The organism is Massilia sp. UYP11 (assembly GCF_050434805.1).
GTDB lineage: Bacteria > Pseudomonadota > Gammaproteobacteria > Burkholderiales > Burkholderiaceae_D > Telluria.
Genome location: NZ_JBNDJE010000017.1, coordinates 23,008 through 38,317 on the forward strand (window position 1 = coordinate 23,008; position 15,310 = coordinate 38,317).

A 15,310-nucleotide genomic window follows, 5' to 3' on the forward strand; every position below is an offset into this window, starting at 1 on the left:
CTAATCGGCCGTCACGGCCTGCAGCAGGCAGGCGGCGCCCAGCAGGTCGGCCGCGCCGCCCGGCGACAGGCGGCTGGCGACGAAGGCCCGGTGACAGGCCAGCGCCCGCGCTTCCCAATCCGGGTGCGCGGTGCCGCCGCGCGCGACGAAGGCGCGCGCCTGGCGCCGCACGGCCAGGGCGCCCTCGATTCCGCCGCGGTGATAGACGTTGGTGTCGCTGATGTGGGCCATCAGGGCAAACAGCGCGTCGATGCGCGCCTCGCGCATGCCGCGACCCGCGGCCAGCGTGCGGCGCAGCGCCGGCAGGCCAACGGCGAACACCGAGGGAAAGCCGCGCGCCCCCTCCTCGCGCGCGCCGCTGGCGGCGTAGTCCAGCCGCGCGCGGGCCCCGTTCGAGGCGGCGCCGCCACCGACGCTGTGCGCGCCAAGTGCATGGCCCCAGCGCCCCAGCAGCATGGCCTGCACCGCCGCCGCCGTCAGCGGCACGCCGCGCGCATGGCAGCGCCCGATCGCCGCGCACAGCATGCCGAGGCAGAAGATGGCGCCGCGATGGGTATTGATGCCGGCGGTGGCGCGCAGCATGCGGGCTTCGGCATCGACGCCGAGCCGCTTGAGCGCGTGGAACGGCGCGTCATCCACGCCGGCCCGGGTGATGTCCAGAAAGTAGCGGCGCAGCGCGAACAGACTGCGCATGAAGGTCGCGGCCGTCATGTCGGCATGGCTCCCGTTGTCGACGAGCGAGACCAGGCCCGGTTTCGGATACAGGACCAGTTCGGCGTACAGGCTGCGCACCGCGAGGTGCGCGAGGCGTCGGGCAAAACCGTGCTGGTCAAGGGCGAGCCCGCCGGCGCCAGCCGGCAAGCGCGGCGCCGGCGTCTCGTGCAAGGCAATCAATTCGGGCACGTCTCTTCCTCCAGCGTCGCGATCAGTTCTTCGGGCGGCACCAGCGCGATCCGGTGCAGTCCCTTGGTCAGCACGCGCGTGCCCGGGGCGCCGGCAAAGGCCGCGCGCAGCTCCTTCCACGCCACCGCGCGCCCGTCGGGAAACACCACTTCGCCGTCGAGCGGCAGGATGCCCGCGTGCCAGGCCAGCAAATCCAGCCCCTTCATCAGCTGGCGCCGGCTGGTGGGCTGCAGCAGCACGTCGATGTCGGAATGCGGCGTCAGGTAGTACTGGCCGGTCAGCGCCGCCAGCGCCACCGAGCCATACACCGCCAGGCCCACGCCGGCGTCCGCGGCCTGGCTTTCGAGCAGGGCCAGGCTGTCGCGCCACTGCCCCGGCACCGCGTCCAGGGCCGCGACCAGCGGCAAGGCGCGCGTGCGGCGGCCAATCTCGGACAGCTCGACCCGGCAGCCGAACTTCAGCTTGCCGCCCTCCTCCGGCCGCGGCGGCAGCGGAAAGCCGATCGCCACTTCGTTCGGCGCCATCCCGGCCTCGGCCCGCCGCACCACGGCCGGCCAGCCGCCGTCGCGCCAGCGGTCGAGCGCGGCCAGCGCCTCCCCGGGCGCGCCGGCGCGCACGCGCTGCCAGCCGCGACCCGTCAACCACACCAGATCATGCCGCGCGAACATGGCCGCCTGTCCTCACGGCCTCGGCGACCGGCTGCGCCAGCAGGCGCCCGCCGCGCTCGCGGCCCAGCGCCATGCGCCGGTCTTCGTCGGAGGCATCGTGCAGCGCGCGCACCAGCTGGTTGGCGAGATCGCCTTCCCAGATGCCGTGCAGGCCGCCCATGCGCAGATAGTTTTCGGGCCCCGGCGCGAACACCGGATTGTCCCGGGCCAGCTCGGTCAAGCGTTCTTCGGGCACCTTGGTGATGCGCGCCATCGCCGGCAGGCCCATCACGCGGATGGTCGACTGCGGCAGTGCATAGCAGGCGCTCGCGATCAGGCCGCTGGTGATGAAACCGCCCGACAGCGCCTGGTCGTACACCAGGCCGATCACGACATGGCCCTGGCGGCGCGCCAGGTCGACGCACTTGCCCAGGTGGGCCATGTAGCTGTTGATGCCCAACATCTCGTCGCGGTGGCGCAGGCGCTGGCCCTGGGTGTCGACCAGGATCAGGATCGGTCGTCCCGGATGCGCCTGCACGGTCTCCAGGATGGCCTGCGCCTGGGCCAGCGCGATCTCGATGCCGATCGGCGTGTGACCGGTGGTGCCGATCACGGCGACCGCCTGGCCGTCCACCTGCGCCGTGCCCGATAAAAAATGGTCGCGTTCGACGATGTCGTGACCGCCGGGGAAAAGCTCGGTTGTAAGCAGTTGCCAATCCATCGTCAATCTCCCGTCGTGACGCGATAGCGCGCCGCCATGTCGAGGAAGGCGTCGGCTTCCAGCAGCGGCACCCTGCCCGGCTCCGGCACGCCCAGTTTCTTCCACACGTCCATCGGCTCGGCCAGGCCCGCGCTGTCGTCCAGGCGCCGCGCCAGCATGGCCTGCTCGGCCAGCAGGCCCTCGAGCGTCAGGCGCACTTCGCCGGCGCGCAGACCCGCAATGGCATCGATGGCCGCCCTGCGGAAGGCGCCCGATTCATCCGCCACCAGCGCCTGGCAATCGCCCAGCAGGTAGCGGTGCTTGCCGCCCGTGGTGCGCCAGACCAGCGCGCGGTCGCGCGAATCGAATTCCTCGACCCCGTTGGCGGTTTCGATCACCTCGGGGCCGGACATGGCCAGCCGCCCCTCCTCGGACATGATGACGGTGTTGGCGCAGCGCGCCGCGATGCCCATGCCGCCGAAGCAGCCGTTGGCCCCGCCCACGACCGCCACCACCGGGATGCCGGCGGCGCGCACGTCCAGCATGGCGCGCATCACCTCGGACACCGCGATCAGGCCGGCGTTGGCCTCGTGCAGGCGCACCCCGCCCGACTCGAGCAGCAGCAGCACCGCGTGCGCGTTCTCGTCGATCGCGCGCCGCAGCATGCCCACCAGCTTGGCGCCGTGCACCTCGCCCACCGCGCCGCCCATGAAGCCGCCCTCTTGCGCGGCGCCGAACACCATGTTGCCGTCGAGCTTGCCGCGGCCGACGACCACGCCGTCGTCGAACGACACCGGCGCGTCGAGCTGGGCCAGGTGCGGGCTCGCCACCCGTTCGCCCGGCGGCAGGAATTCCTCGAAGCTGCCGGCGTCGAAGATGGCCGGAATGCGCTGGCGCGCGGTCAATTCCAGGTAGCTGCTCATGGCACGTCCTTTGGCAATGGGCCGGCCAGGGACTCCACCGCCTGGTCCAGCCGCAGGCTGACCACGGCCGGCGTGGCCCCCATGTCGTTGATGCTGATGCGCGCGTCGGCCAGGCTCCAGCGATCGTGGAAATCGGCCATCACGGCCTGCCAGGTGGCGCCGAAGCCGACCGCCGCGGTGCGCACTTCGATCTCGCACGCGCCCTGCAAGGGCGACGGCTCGATCAGGACTTCGAGATTGCCCGAGCCGACCACGCCCACCAGCTGCGGCATGCCGGCCAGCGAACGCCTGCCCTGCTCGAAACGGTATTTCAACGTTTCCATGGTTGTTTCCTCACCAGTTCCTGAAGCGCTTCGGTGGATCGTACAGGCCGCCGGAAGCGCGCACCAGGGCCTTCATGTTCTTGGCGGCCAGCAGGTCGCGGGTCGCCATGCGCTTGTCGATGCCCAGGTCTTCGGGGCGCTGGACGATGCCGCGGTCGCGCAGGTTCTCGACCATGCGCTTGTCGCGCCCCATGCCGACCGGCGTGTAGCCGGCCACGCCGCGGATCGCCTGCTCGCGTTCTTCCTCGGTGCGGCACAGCAGCAGGTTGGCGATGCCCTCTTCGGTCAGGATGTGGGTCACGTCGTCGCCGTAGATCATCACCGGCGGGATCGCCATGTTCGCCTGCTCGGCCAGCTGCCAGGCGTCGAGTTTCTCGACAAAAGCCGGCGCCATGTGCTCGCGGAAGGTCTCGACCATCTGCACCACCAGCTTCTGCCCGCGCGGGATCACGTTGCGGCCCGCGCGCGCCTGCTCGCCCGCCTTGAGCCAGGCCTTGCTCGGATGACGCCGGCCGCGCGCGTCCGCCCCCATGTTCGGCGCGCCGCCGAAACCGGCGATCCGGCCCAGGGTCGCGGTCGAGGAATTGCCCTGCAAGTCGATCTGCAGGGTCGAGCCGATGAACATGTCGCAGGCGTAGTGGCCGGCCGCCTGGCAGAACGCGCGGTTGCTGCGCATCGCGCCGTCCGGCCCGACGAAGAACACGTCGGGCCGTGCGCTGATGTATTTTTCCATGCCCAGCTCGGAGCCGAAGGAATGGACCGACTCCACGAAGCCGGCCTCGATCGCCGGGATCAGGGCCGGGTGCGGATTCAGGGCCCAGTGGCGCGCGATCTTTCCCTTCAGGCCGAGACCCGCCGCATAGGTCGGCAGCAGCAATTCGATGGCGGCAGTGTCGAAGCCGATGCCGTGGTTCAGGCGTTCGATCTCGTACTCGGCATAGATGCCCTTGATCGCCATCATCGCCATCAACACCTGGATCTCCGAGATCAGGGCCGGATCGCGCGTGAACAGGGGCTCGATGTAGTACGGGGTGGGCGACTGCACCACGTAGCCGACCCAGTCGCCCGGGATGTCGACGCGCGGCAGCTTGTCGACGATCCGGTTGACCTGGGCGATCACGATGCCGCTCTTGAACGCGGTGGCCTCGGCGATGGCCGGCGTGTCCTCGGTGTTCGGGCCGGTGTACAGGTTGCCCTCGCGGTCGGCCATCTCGGCCGCCACCAGCGCCACGCGCGGCGTCAGGTCGATGAAGTAGCGCGCGAACAGCTCCAGGTAGGTGTGGATCGCGCCGATATCGAGCTTGCCGGATTGCGCCAGCTTGGCCAGGCGGCCGGCCTGCGGGCCGGAAAACGAGAAGTCCAGCCTGGAGGCGATTCCCCGCTCGAACACGTCCAGGTGCTCCGGCAGCGACAGCACCGACAGCAGCATGTGCAGGTCATGCACCCGGCCGGTGTCGACTTTCGTCAGCGCCTTGCCCAGGAAATCGGCCTGCTTCTGGTTGTTCCCCTCCAGGCAGACCCGGTCGCCCGGCTCCAGCACGGCATTGAGCAGGTCGACGATGTGCGTGGCCTGGACGATCTTGCCGTCCAGCGCCCCGCCGAGCGCCGCCTGGACCCGTGCCAGGCGATCGCCGCGGTTGCGTTGCTGGGTGGTCCAGCGAAGATCAGCCTGTGATTCGCTTTGGTTCATGTGATTTCCCGTCGTTGCAAAAGTTGGGTGCCTGTCACAACACCACGAACAGCACCCACAGCGCGACCGGCGCCACCAGGGTGACGATGCCGCCATAGATCATCAGCTGCCGCAAGAAGACGTCGCGGTCGATGTGCTGGGCGCTGGCCAGCACCAGGGCGCCATTGGTCGAGAACGGGCTGACGTCGACGATGGTCGAGGCGACCGCCATGGCGGCGATGAAGCCGATCGGGTCCACGCCCGTGCCCGAGGCCAGGAACGGCACGGCCAGCGGAATCAGCGAGCCGAGCACCGCGGTCGAGGAAGCGAAGGCCGAGACGACCGCGCCGACGAACAGCAGCAGCAGGGCCACGGTGAGCGGCGACGCCAGGCTGGCGGCACTGTCGCCGACCCAGGTGATGGTGCCCATCTTCTGCATCACGCCGACGTAGGTGGAGACGCCGACGATCAGCATGATCTCGGGCCACGACACCTGGCCGATGGCGCGCTTTTGCACCTGCGGCGACAGGATCGAGATCAAGAGGCCGATGGTGATGGCCACGAAGCCGATGTCGAGCTTGTACAGCAGGGTCAGCACCGCCAGTGCGACCAGGCCGACCACGGTGAACATCTGGTGGAAGGTCGGGCCCTCGTGCAGGTCGGTGGCGGCATGGCCGGCGGCGCCGGCAACGCTCCCCGCTGCGGCGCCACCCACCGCGCCGACGGCGGCGCCCGAGCGTTCCTTGGTCAGGCGCTCCTCGCTGGACGATTCGTTCTCGGCGTCGCCATAGATCTGCGGGCCCTGGGCCGCCACCGCCACCGGCGGACCGAATGGCGAGACCGGGAGCCCCTTGCCCGAGCGCTCGGCCTTCGGCACCTGCTGACGCATCAGCTTGGCGCCGCCGAAGGCGAAGAACAGCAGTACCGACACCGCCAGGTTGACGCCCAGGCTGGTGAAGGCGGTGGTCAGCGGCGAGATCGGCAGCCCCGCTTCCATCACCACCTTGTTGGTGATGCCGCCGTAGATGCTGATCGGCGAGAAGCCGCCGCCCTGGGCGCCGTGGATCACCAGGAGGCCCATCATGAGGGGATTGATCTTGTACTTGGCCGCGAAGCCCAGTGCGATCGGCGCGATGATCGCCACCGCCGCCGGGCTGACCGCGCCCACCGAGGTGAGCAAGGCGGTGATCGCGAACATGACCCAGGGGATGGCCGCGATGCGCCCGCCGACGGCGCGCACCGCGAGCCGCACCAGCCAGTCGATGGTGCCGTTGTTCTGGGCCTGGGCGAACAGGAAGGTGATGCCGACCAGGGTCAGGAACAGTTCGGCCGGGTAGCCCGACATGATGGCTTTGGTTTCCATGCCGGCGACCAGGGTGCCGACGAGGAAGGCGCCGACGAAGGCGATGACGCCCATATTGATCGGCATGGCGGTGGCGACGATGAACATCAGCGCCAGGACGCAGATTGCAATGACATGAGAGGACACAACAAGGCTCCTTCAAGATGCGGCGCCGGCTCCAACCGGTGTGGCCGCGGGTGGTACGTCTCCAATGCATGATCCCGCGCCGCGGCCGCCCTTGCTGCGGGCGGCGGGCCGGGCATGCTCGTCGTTATGCTCTTGGTCAGGCTCTTGGTGAGCTGTTTGTGCTGCCAAGTTAACCGCGATCGGCGACGAGATCAATTACGCCCGGTTGGCAACGTTTACTGTCAGCGAAACTGTCGGCCTGGAAGGCGGCCGGAATGCTGCGCTGCGAAATCAGGCGGAACGGTGCTTGAGCATGCGGCACACGGCAGCCAGCGCCAGCAGATTGGGGTCGCGTTCGCGCACCCGCAGAAAGCTCAGGCCGATGATCTGGCGCATGCGGTGGTCGGCTTTCAGGGGGATCAGCTGCACCTTGTCGCCGAACGCATCGCGCACCCGGCCCGGCAGCAAGGTGTAGCCGATGCCGGCCGCCACCAGGTTCATCAGCGAGAAAATGTCGCCCACGCGGGTGACGATGGTCGGCGCATAGCCGGCGATGCGGAAGGCTTCCTGGAAACCCGCGAACGTCACGAAGCCATCCTTCAGGCACACGAACTTCTCGGACGCGCATGCGCGCAGGTCGACTTCCTTCATGCCGGCATAGGGCGAGCCGGCCGGCGCGGCGAAGAACACGTCGTCCTCGAACAGCGGGATCGATTCGATCTCGGGGTCGGGGTCGAGCATTCCCATCAGCGCCGCGTCGATTGCGTTCTGCTTCAGCTTATGCAGCAGCTCGGCGTTCGAGCCCAGCACCAGCTCGGTCTCGATTTCCTGCTTGCGCAGCTTGATGCCGATGATGACCTCGGGGATGGCGCCCGTCGTCAATGAGTACAGCGAGCCGATCCTGAGATGGTCGGCCGAATAGCCGGCCGCCGAGCGCGTGGCGGCGATCCCGTCCGCCATCAGCTTGATCACTTCGCGGCTGACCTCGGCCAGCACCTGGGCCGCCTCGTTCGGGATCAGGTTGCGCCCCTGCAGGCTGAACAGCTGGCAGCTCATGCCTTCCTCGAGCGAATGCAACGCCCGGTGCACGCTCACCGCACTGATGTCGAGCATGCGCGCGGCGGCGTTGAGGTTGCCGCCCTCCATATAGGCCAGCAGGATCTCGAGTTTGCGGAAGGTGATGTCGTCGCTGATCTGGCTGCGCATGGGGGCTTCGCGGAGTAAGAGGTGAGAAGTGAAAGGTGAAAAGTGAAAAGTGAAAGGTGAGCAGCGAGAAGACTGCGAGGATAGCGCGCTCTTCAATCCGGCGCCAATGCAGGCTGCATGCCGTCCTGGACGAACAGGCTTGGCGAGCTGTCGGCATACTCGCGCAGCACATCCCACACCACTTTCACGCGGCGCAGGCGATACAGGTCGGTTGGCGCGGCCAGCCAGAACGAGCGCTCGGCCGAAAAGCCCGGCAGCACCGGCACCAGCCGGCCATCGTCCGGCACCGCATAGGGCGGCGCCATCATCAGGCCCATGCCGAGCGACGCCGCCTCGATCTGCGCCGTCATGCCCGAGCAGCACATGCGCCGGCGCGGCGTGAAACCCAGTTCGTTCAGGTACGACAGTTCGCGGCTGGCCAGGCGATCCTGCACGTAGTCGACGAAGTCGTGGCGCGCCAGGTCGGCCTGGGTGCGGATCGGCGGATGGCGCGCCAGGTAGGCGGGCGACGCATACAGGTAGAAGCGGAACGAAGCCAGGCGCGTGACCACGTAGCGGCCGGTGGTGGGCGGATCGAGCATCACGCCGAGATCGGCCTCGCGATTGGCCAGGTTGGCAAAGCGCGGCAGCGCCAGGAGGTCGATCTGCAGGTCGGGATGCTGGTCCAGCAGGCTGACCAGCAGCGGCGCCACGACCTTCACGCCGAACACTTCCGGCACCCCGAGCCGCACCACGCCGTGGGCCGCGACTTCGGCGCCGCCGATCTGCTCGGCCGCCGCCAGCGCCGCCCCTTCCATTGCCTCGGCGTGCGGCAGCAGGGCCAGGCCGACCTCGGTCAGCTCGTAGCCTTCGCGCGAGCGGTCGAACAGGGTCGCGCCGAGCTGGGTCTCGAGCCGGTCGATGCGGCGCGCGACCGTCGTGTGCTCGACGTCGAGGCGGCGCGACGCGCCCGACAGGGTGCCGGCGCGCGCCAATTCGAGAAAGAACCGCAGGTCCGTCCACTCCGGAAGCGTATTCATCAGATCGCTTGTCAGATATCAAGATGACACATTGTGCACTCGTGCACATTCGCTCTGCAAGCAATTTACCGACGATGTCTGCAGTGGCGCAGAAATGGTGCAATGCGGCATCTGTCCCTAGGAAAGCTCACCCCGGAGTCCGGCAAGCGGGCTGTGCATTCATGCACAACGGGGTGGGCGATTGTTGACTATTCAACCAAACCCGACCTTGGCACACTGCTTGGCATGCGCTCGATCGCACGCATGCTCGATTGCATGCCATATCAAAAATGAGGAGACTAGAATGCGTCTGACCAGGAAGAAGATGAAGCTGCTGAACCAGTCCGCCGCCGCCCTGCTGGTGCTGTCCGGCGGATCGGTGGGGATGGCCCAGGCCCAGGATGCCGGTGGCGCCTCCGCGGCTTCGACCGAGGAAAACGTCTCGAAAGTGGTCGTCACCGCGCGCCGGCGCGAAGAGACCCTGCAGGACGTCCCGGTCTCGGTCACCGCGTTCAGCGCCGACCAGTTGTCCAAGCAGGCCGTGCCCGACGTGACCGCCCTGGCGCTGGCGCTGCCGAACACCACGCTCAAGGCGTCGCGCGCCACCAACACCACGCTGACCGCCTTCATCCGCGGCGTCGGCCAGGCCGACCCGCTGGCCGGCTTCGAGTCCGGCGTCGGCATCTATATCGACGACATCTACCTGGCCCGTCCGCAGGCCGCGGTGGCCGACATCTACGATGTCGAGCGCATCGAGGTGCTGCGCGGCCCGCAGGGCACGCTGTACGGCCGCAACACGATCGGCGGCGCCGTCAAGTACGTCACCCGCAAGCTCGGGCCGAAGCGCGACGTGCGCGTGCGCGCCACCGTCGGCGAGTACGGCCAGAAAGAAGCCGTGGTCACCGCCAGCACGCCACTGACCGACACCGCCCGCGTGGGGGCCACCTTTGCCCGCTTCAAGCGCGACGGCTTCGGCGACAACCTGTTTACCGGCAAGGGCAACTACGACAAGGACGTCACGGCCGGCCGCGTCTCGGCCGAGTTCACGCCCAACCAGGACCTGTTCATCCGCCTGGCCGGCGACTTCACGCAAGACGACTCCAATCCCAAGAACGGCCATCGCCTGATTGTCGGCCGCACCAGCGGGGCGCCGATCCTGCCGGACGTGTTCGACACGCGCGCCAACCTCACGAAGGCGCTGGGCCACGACCAGGAAGTGCGCGCCTACGGCGGCTCGGCCACCATCGAATACATGGTGAACAGCGAATGGAGCTTCAAGTCGATCACGGCCGCACGCCGCGACAAGTCGTATGCGCCGATCGACTTCGACGCCCTGCCGGTGGTCGACATGGAAGTGCCGGCGCTGTATACCAACCGCCAGTTCAGCCAGGAGCTGCAGGTCACCTACAACGGCCCGCGCCTGCAGGGCGTGGCCGGCGTCTACTATATGGACGCCAATGCCTTCAACAAGTTCGACACCATCCTGGCCGGCGTCGTGCCGACCTCCACCTACACGATGGGCGACATCGACACGAAGGCCTGGGCCGCCTACTTCGACGGCAGCTACAACCTCACCGACACCCTGAGCCTGTCGCTGGGCGGGCGCTACACGGTCGACAAGCGTGAAGCCGACGTGCTGCGCCAGATCTACTTCGGCCTGGCAGGCACGCCCGACATGGGCAACCCGGGCGCGATCCTGTTCCGCACCGACACCGACCTGCGGGGCGGCCTGCTCGAACGCGAAGACAAGAAATTCACCCCGCGCGTGGCCGTCAACTGGAAAATGAACCCAAGCCACAACGTCTACGCCTCGTATTCCGAAGGCTTCAAGGGCGGCGGCTTCGATCCGCGCCTGAACGTGGTGGGCACCCGCATCCCGCTCGACGTCGCCCGCGCCGGCTATGCGCCCGAGACCATCGAAACCTATGAACTGGGCCTCAAGTCGGCCTTCAACGGCGGGCGCATCACCACCAACGCCGCCCTGTTCTACAGCGACTACCAGGACGTGCAGATTCCGGGCTCGATCGCGGTCGACACCAACGGCGACGGCCGCGACGACAGCTTCGCCGGCGTCACCACCAATGCCGGCAAGGCCGAGATCAAGGGCGCCGAGCTGGAAGCGATCGCCAACATCACGCCCAACTTCATGATCGCCGGCATGGTCAGCTACATCGACGCCAAGTACAAGGAATACATCGTTGCGGGCGTGAACGTGGCCGACCAGCGCATCTTCCAGAACACGCCGAAGAACTCGGCCAACCTGCGCGCCAACTACGATATCGCGCTGCCGCTCATGGGCCACAACGGCCGCGTCTCGCTGATCGGCAGCGTGTCGTACAAGGGCGCCACCGCCCAGTTCGAGACGCCGTCGATCCTCGACCAGGAGTCGTACAAGATCTGGGACGCGAGCATCGTCTGGACCCGTCTTGACGGCAAGGTGCGCGCCGGCCTGCACGGCAAGAACCTGGGCGACGAGCACTACAAGACCGCGGGCTACCTGTTCCCGACCCTGGGCAACGAAGGCACGCTCACCGCCTTCTACGGCAACCCGCGCACGGTGTCGGCAACGCTGGAGCTGCGCTTCTAAGAGCAAACGCGCTGCAGCGACCGAAGCCACACGAAAGGCCCGCTGCAGCAAACAAGGGCACACGAAAGGCCCGCTGCAGCAAACGAAGTCACACGTCATCCCCGCGAAGGCGGGGACCTCAGTTCTTCACCGAAGTTAAAACATCAAGCAGACCGAACGCTAAACAGGACCCCGCGTGCACCACTCCAGCTCCAGCGCCATCACCTACACCAGCAGCGACGGCCTCGCCCTGTATGCACGCGACTACCACGGCGCCGGCGGCCCGGCCCGCCTGCCCGTGATCTGCATCCACGGCCTGACCCGCAACTCGCTCGACTTCGACGAACTGGCCCCGCAAGTGGCCAGCCTCGGACGGCGCGTGCTGGCGGTCGACGTGCGCGGCCGCGGCCACTCGGCGCGCGACCCGAACCCGGCCAACTACACGCCGTCGGTCTACGCCGCCGACGTGGTGGCCCTGATGCATGCGCTGGGCATTGCGCGCGCCGTCTTCATCGGCACCTCGATGGGCGGCCTGATCACCATGACCCTGGCCGCCCAGCGCCTCGACCTGGTGGCCGGCGCGGTGCTGAACGACATCGGCCCGGTGCTGTCTGCGCGCGGGCTCGAGCGCATCGCCGGCTACGTCGGCAAGCCGGCCACCTTCGCCGACTGGGACGAGGCGACCTGCTACGTCCGCGACATCAACGCCTGCGCCTTCCCCGCCAACCAGGATACGGAGTGGAACAAGTGGGCCCAGCGCGCCTTCGAGCGACGCGACGACGGGCTGTTGTGCGCCCGCTACGATCCCGGTATCGCCCACAGCCTGCAAAACGGTAGACTGCCTCCAACCTCGCTGGCCCTGCGCATGGCCTTCCGGCGCCTGACGCGGCATCGCCCCACCCTGATGATCCGCGGCGAATTGTCCGACCTGGTCGAGCTTGAACAGGCGGCCTGGATGCGCAAGGCGGCCCCCAGCCTGGCCTACGCCGAAGTGCCGAACGTCGGCCATGCGCCGATGCTCACCGAACCGGAAGCCTTCGAGGCGATCAGCGCTTTCCTGACGCGGGTCCCTTAAATAACAAGGAGACATACATGCAGCATCTGATCAAACCCCTCGCCCTATCCCTTGCCCTCGCCTTCGCCGCCGGCGCCGCTCCCGGCGCGCTGGCCCAGGGCAAGGAGTTCAAGGTCGCCCTCATCGCCGGCAAGACCGGCATCATGGAATCCTATGCGCGCGAGACCGAGGCCGGCTTCATGCTCGGCCTCGAATACCTGACCGGCGGCACCATGGCGATCAACGGTCGCAAGATCAAGGTGATCGTCAAGGACGACCAGAGCAAACCCGATCTGGGACGCACCCTGCTGGCCGAAGCCTACGGCGACGACCGGGTCGACATCGCCGTCGGCACCACCTCGTCCGGCTCGGCGCTGGCGATGCTGCCGGTGGCCAAGGAATACAAGAAGGTCCTGATCATCGAACCGGCGGTGGCCGACGCCATCACCGGCGACAAGTGGAACAAGTACATCTTCCGCACCGCGCGCAGCTCGATGCAGGATGCATTGGCCGCCGCCAGCACCCTCAAGGGCGGCAGCGTCGGCTTCCTGACCCAGGACTACGCCTTCGGGCGCGATGCGATCAAGGCCGGCAAGGAAGCGCTGGCCGCCACCGGCAGCGCGGCCAAGGTGGTGCACGAGGAATACGCGCCGCTGGCGACGACCGACTTCACCGCCTCGTCGCAACGCCTGTTCGACGCATTGAAGGACAAGCCGCAGCCGCGCATCCTGCAGATCGTCTGGGCCGGCCCCAACCCGATGAACAAGATCGCCGACCTCAAGCCGGAGCGCCATGGCATCGTGCTCTCCCCCGGCGGCAACATCCTGCCGGTGATGAAGACCTGGAAGAACTTCGCCGGGACCGAAGGCACGATCTACTACTATCACGGCTTCCCGAAGAACAAGATGAACGACTGGTTCGTGGCGGAGCACACCAGGCGCTTCAAGGCCCCGCCCGACATGTTCACCGCCGGCGGCATGGCGGCGGCGGGCGCGGTGGTGGCGGCGCTGACCAGGGTCCCGGACGGCAATGGCGACAAGATGGTGGCGGCGATGGAGGGCATGAGCTTCGAGACCCCGAAGGGCACGATGACCTTCCGCAAGGAAGACCACCAGGCGATCCAGCCGATGTATCACTTCCGCATCAAGAAGGACCAGAAGAACGAATGGGACTTGCTGGAACTGGTGCGCGAGATCCCGGCCACCGAGCTGCCGCTGCCGGTCAAGAACAAGCGCTGACATGACGGCGCTTGCCTCCCCCCTGGATGCACGCCGGCCGGCGCTGTCGACCCGCGACCTGACCGTGCGCTTCGGCGGCCACGTCGCGGTGAACGCGGTGACGGCGGACTTCTATCCCGGCACCCTGACCGTGATCGTCGGCCCCAACGGCGCCGGCAAGACCACCTATTTCAACCTGGTCTCGGGCCAGCTGGCGGCGACGAGCGGCAAGGTCGCGCTGCACGGCCGCGACGTCACGCGCGATGGCGCCGCGCGCCGCACCAGGCTCGGCATCGGCCGCGCCTTCCAGCTGACCAACCTGTTCCCGTACCTGACCGTGGTCGAGAACGTGCGCCTGGCGGTCCAGAGCCGCGCCGGCATGGGCCTGAACTTCTTCTCGATCTGGTCGAGCCACAAGGAGCTGATCGCGCGCGCCGAACACTACCTGGAGCGCGTTGCCCTCATGGCCCGGCGCGACATGTTCGTCGGCGCCCTGTCGCACGGCGACCAGCGCAAGCTCGAAGTGGCGATCCTGCTGGCGCTCGAGCCATCGGTGATGATGTTCGACGAACCCACGGCCGGCATGAGCGTGGACGAGGTGCCCGTGGTGCTCGACCTGATCCGCCAGGTGAAGCAGGAACGCGACAAGACCGTGCTGCTGGTCGAGCACAAGATGGACGTGGTGCGCCAGCTGGCCGACCGCATCGTCGTGCTGCACAACGGCGCGCTGGTGGCGGACGGCGATCCGCGCGAAGTGATGCAATCGAAGATCGTACAGGAAGCCTATCTTGGAACACCCGACCCCCAACCCGAACCCGAACACGCATAGGGTGGACGGCTCCGCCGTCCACGCGTTCAAGGACAGGCCGCCGACCACGGACGCCTTCAACGACACGTCGCCGGCCACGGACGCGTTATTGACCCTGTCCGGCGTGCACACCCACATCGGCCAGTACCACATCCTGCAGGGCGTCGACCTGACAGTGCGGCGCGGCGAACTGTCCGTCCTGCTGGGCCGCAACGGCGCCGGCAAGACCACGACCCTGCGCACCATCATGGGCTGTTGGCGTGCAAGCGCCGGATCGATCCATTTCGATGGCCAGGACATCACGAAGATGGCCACGCCCGACATCGCCCGCGCCGGCATCGCCTATGTGCCCGAGAACATGGCCGTGTTCTCGGAACTCACCGTGCGCGAGAACATGGTGCTGGCCGCCCGCAACGGCCCGCTGGACCAGGCCCGGGTGGACTGGATCTGCGGCTTCTTCCCGGCCCTGCGCAAGTTCTGGAACCAGCCGGCCGGGAACCTGTCGGGCGGCCAGAAGCAGATGGTGGCGATCGCGCGCGCGATCGCCGAACCGAGGAAGCTCCTGCTGGTCGACGAACCGACCAAGGGCCTGGCGCCGAGCATCGTGCAAAGCCTGGTCCGCGCCTTTCGCGAACTCAAGGAGCGCGAGACCACGATTCTGCTGGTCGAGCAGAACTTCAACTTCGTGCGCTCGCTGGGCGACGGCGTCAGCGTGATGGACGACGGCCGCGTGGCCCACGCCGGCAAGATGGCGGCGCTGGCCGGCGACGTCGCGCTGCAGCAGCGCCTGCTCGGGCTGTCGCTCGACTCCCACCAATAGGACACAGG

General features: G+C 67.8%; 14 protein-coding genes. 5 read left to right on the plus strand and 9 right to left on the minus strand.

Going from position 1 to position 15,310, the window contains the following annotated elements; translation table 11 throughout:
* The 9 genes from mdcB to ABIB38_RS18935 form a co-directional block, all read right to left on the minus strand.
* Nucleotides 1-903 (minus strand): triphosphoribosyl-dephospho-CoA synthase MdcB, encoded by a 903-nt coding sequence (gene mdcB / locus ABIB38_RS18895; RefSeq protein ID WP_429206216.1) that lies wholly within the window; start codon nt 901-903, stop codon nt 1-3.
* Entirely contained in the window at nt 891-1,571 is a 681-nt protein-coding gene (mdcG, locus tag ABIB38_RS18900; protein WP_429206217.1) for a malonate decarboxylase holo-[acyl-carrier-protein] synthase, read from the minus strand. The genes mdcB and mdcG overlap by 13 nt, the downstream gene beginning before the upstream one ends.
* Nucleotides 1,555-2,271: a biotin-independent malonate decarboxylase subunit gamma gene (gene mdcE / locus ABIB38_RS18905; RefSeq protein ID WP_429206218.1), complete on the minus strand. Its 717-nt coding sequence runs from the start codon at nt 2,269-2,271 to the stop codon at nt 1,555-1,557. The genes mdcG and mdcE overlap by 17 nt, the downstream gene beginning before the upstream one ends.
* 2 nt (nt 2,272-2,273) lie before the next feature.
* The gene (locus ABIB38_RS18910; RefSeq protein WP_429206220.1) at nt 2,274-3,173 is read right to left on the minus strand and encodes a biotin-independent malonate decarboxylase subunit beta; all 900 of its coding nucleotides are present in this window, start codon (nt 3,171-3,173) and stop codon (nt 2,274-2,276) included.
* A complete protein-coding gene (mdcC, locus tag ABIB38_RS18915; protein ID WP_429206222.1) occupies nt 3,170-3,496 on the minus strand; it encodes a malonate decarboxylase acyl carrier protein in 327 nt (108 codons plus the stop codon). Before mdcC ends, ABIB38_RS18910 begins: the two co-directional genes overlap by 4 nt.
* Nucleotides 3,497-3,506: 10 nt before the next feature.
* Nucleotides 3,507-5,186, minus strand: a complete 1,680-nt coding sequence (gene mdcA, locus ABIB38_RS18920; protein ID WP_429206224.1) for a malonate decarboxylase subunit alpha — start codon at nt 5,184-5,186, stop codon at nt 3,507-3,509.
* A gap of 34 nt (nt 5,187-5,220) precedes the next feature.
* Nucleotides 5,221-6,654, minus strand: a complete 1,434-nt coding sequence (locus ABIB38_RS18925) for an SLC13 family permease (RefSeq protein ID WP_429206226.1) — start codon at nt 6,652-6,654, stop codon at nt 5,221-5,223.
* A 270-nt stretch (nt 6,655-6,924) separates the two neighbouring features.
* Nucleotides 6,925-7,839 (minus strand): LysR family transcriptional regulator, encoded by a 915-nt coding sequence (locus ABIB38_RS18930; protein WP_429206228.1) that lies wholly within the window; start codon nt 7,837-7,839, stop codon nt 6,925-6,927.
* Nucleotides 7,840-7,931: 92 nt separating this feature from the next.
* The gene (locus ABIB38_RS18935; protein WP_429206230.1) at nt 7,932-8,858 is read right to left on the minus strand and encodes a LysR family transcriptional regulator; all 927 of its coding nucleotides are present in this window, start codon (nt 8,856-8,858) and stop codon (nt 7,932-7,934) included.
* Between the two features lie 283 nt (nt 8,859-9,141).
* Here ABIB38_RS18935 and ABIB38_RS18940 point away from each other — a divergent pair, with 283 nt between their 5' ends.
* The 5 genes from ABIB38_RS18940 (at nt 9,142) to ABIB38_RS18960 (ending at nt 15,302) form a co-directional block, all read left to right on the plus strand.
* Nucleotides 9,142-11,424 (plus strand): TonB-dependent receptor, encoded by a 2,283-nt coding sequence (locus ABIB38_RS18940; RefSeq protein ID WP_429206232.1) that lies wholly within the window; start codon nt 9,142-9,144, stop codon nt 11,422-11,424.
* 175 nt (nt 11,425-11,599) lie between these two features.
* Nucleotides 11,600-12,478, plus strand: coding sequence for an alpha/beta fold hydrolase (locus tag ABIB38_RS18945; RefSeq protein ID WP_429206234.1), 879 nt, complete (start codon nt 11,600-11,602; stop codon nt 12,476-12,478).
* A 17-nt stretch (nt 12,479-12,495) separates the two neighbouring features.
* Complete coding sequence (locus ABIB38_RS18950) at nt 12,496-13,695, plus strand: substrate-binding domain-containing protein (RefSeq protein WP_429206235.1); 1,200 nt, start codon at nt 12,496-12,498, stop codon at nt 13,693-13,695.
* Nucleotide 13,696: 1 nt separating this feature from the next.
* A complete protein-coding gene (locus ABIB38_RS18955) occupies nt 13,697-14,503 on the plus strand; it encodes an ABC transporter ATP-binding protein (RefSeq protein ID WP_429206237.1) in 807 nt (268 codons plus the stop codon).
* Nucleotides 14,504-14,591: 88 nt separating this feature from the next.
* Nucleotides 14,592-15,302 (plus strand): ABC transporter ATP-binding protein, encoded by a 711-nt coding sequence (locus ABIB38_RS18960; RefSeq protein WP_429206332.1) that lies wholly within the window; start codon nt 14,592-14,594, stop codon nt 15,300-15,302.
* Nucleotides 15,303-15,310: the final 8 nt, after the last annotated feature.

What these genes read in the sequence shown, in the direction of transcription:
- ABIB38_RS18940 (WP_429206232.1), top strand. Translation starts at nt 9,142, where the DNA reads ATGCGTCTGACCAGGAAGAAGATGAAGCTGCTGAACCAGTCCGCCGCC.
- ABIB38_RS18935 (WP_429206230.1), bottom strand. Translation starts at nt 8,858, where the DNA reads ATGAATACGCTTCCGGAGTGGACGGACCTGCGGTTCTTTCTCGAATTG.
- mdcG (WP_429206217.1), bottom strand. Translation starts at nt 1,571, where the DNA reads ATGTTCGCGCGGCATGATCTGGTGTGGTTGACGGGTCGCGGCTGGCAG.
- ABIB38_RS18950 (WP_429206235.1), top strand. Translation starts at nt 12,496, where the DNA reads ATGCAGCATCTGATCAAACCCCTCGCCCTATCCCTTGCCCTCGCCTTC.
- mdcE (WP_429206218.1), bottom strand. Translation starts at nt 2,271, where the DNA reads ATGGATTGGCAACTGCTTACAACCGAGCTTTTCCCCGGCGGTCACGAC.
- mdcC (WP_429206222.1), bottom strand. Translation starts at nt 3,496, where the DNA reads ATGGAAACGTTGAAATACCGTTTCGAGCAGGGCAGGCGTTCGCTGGCC.
- mdcA (WP_429206224.1), bottom strand. Translation starts at nt 5,186, where the DNA reads ATGAACCAAAGCGAATCACAGGCTGATCTTCGCTGGACCACCCAGCAA.
- ABIB38_RS18910 (WP_429206220.1), bottom strand. Translation starts at nt 3,173, where the DNA reads ATGAGCAGCTACCTGGAATTGACCGCGCGCCAGCGCATTCCGGCCATC.
- ABIB38_RS18955 (WP_429206237.1), top strand. Translation starts at nt 13,697, where the DNA reads ATGACGGCGCTTGCCTCCCCCCTGGATGCACGCCGGCCGGCGCTGTCG.
- ABIB38_RS18930 (WP_429206228.1), bottom strand. Translation starts at nt 7,839, where the DNA reads ATGCGCAGCCAGATCAGCGACGACATCACCTTCCGCAAACTCGAGATC.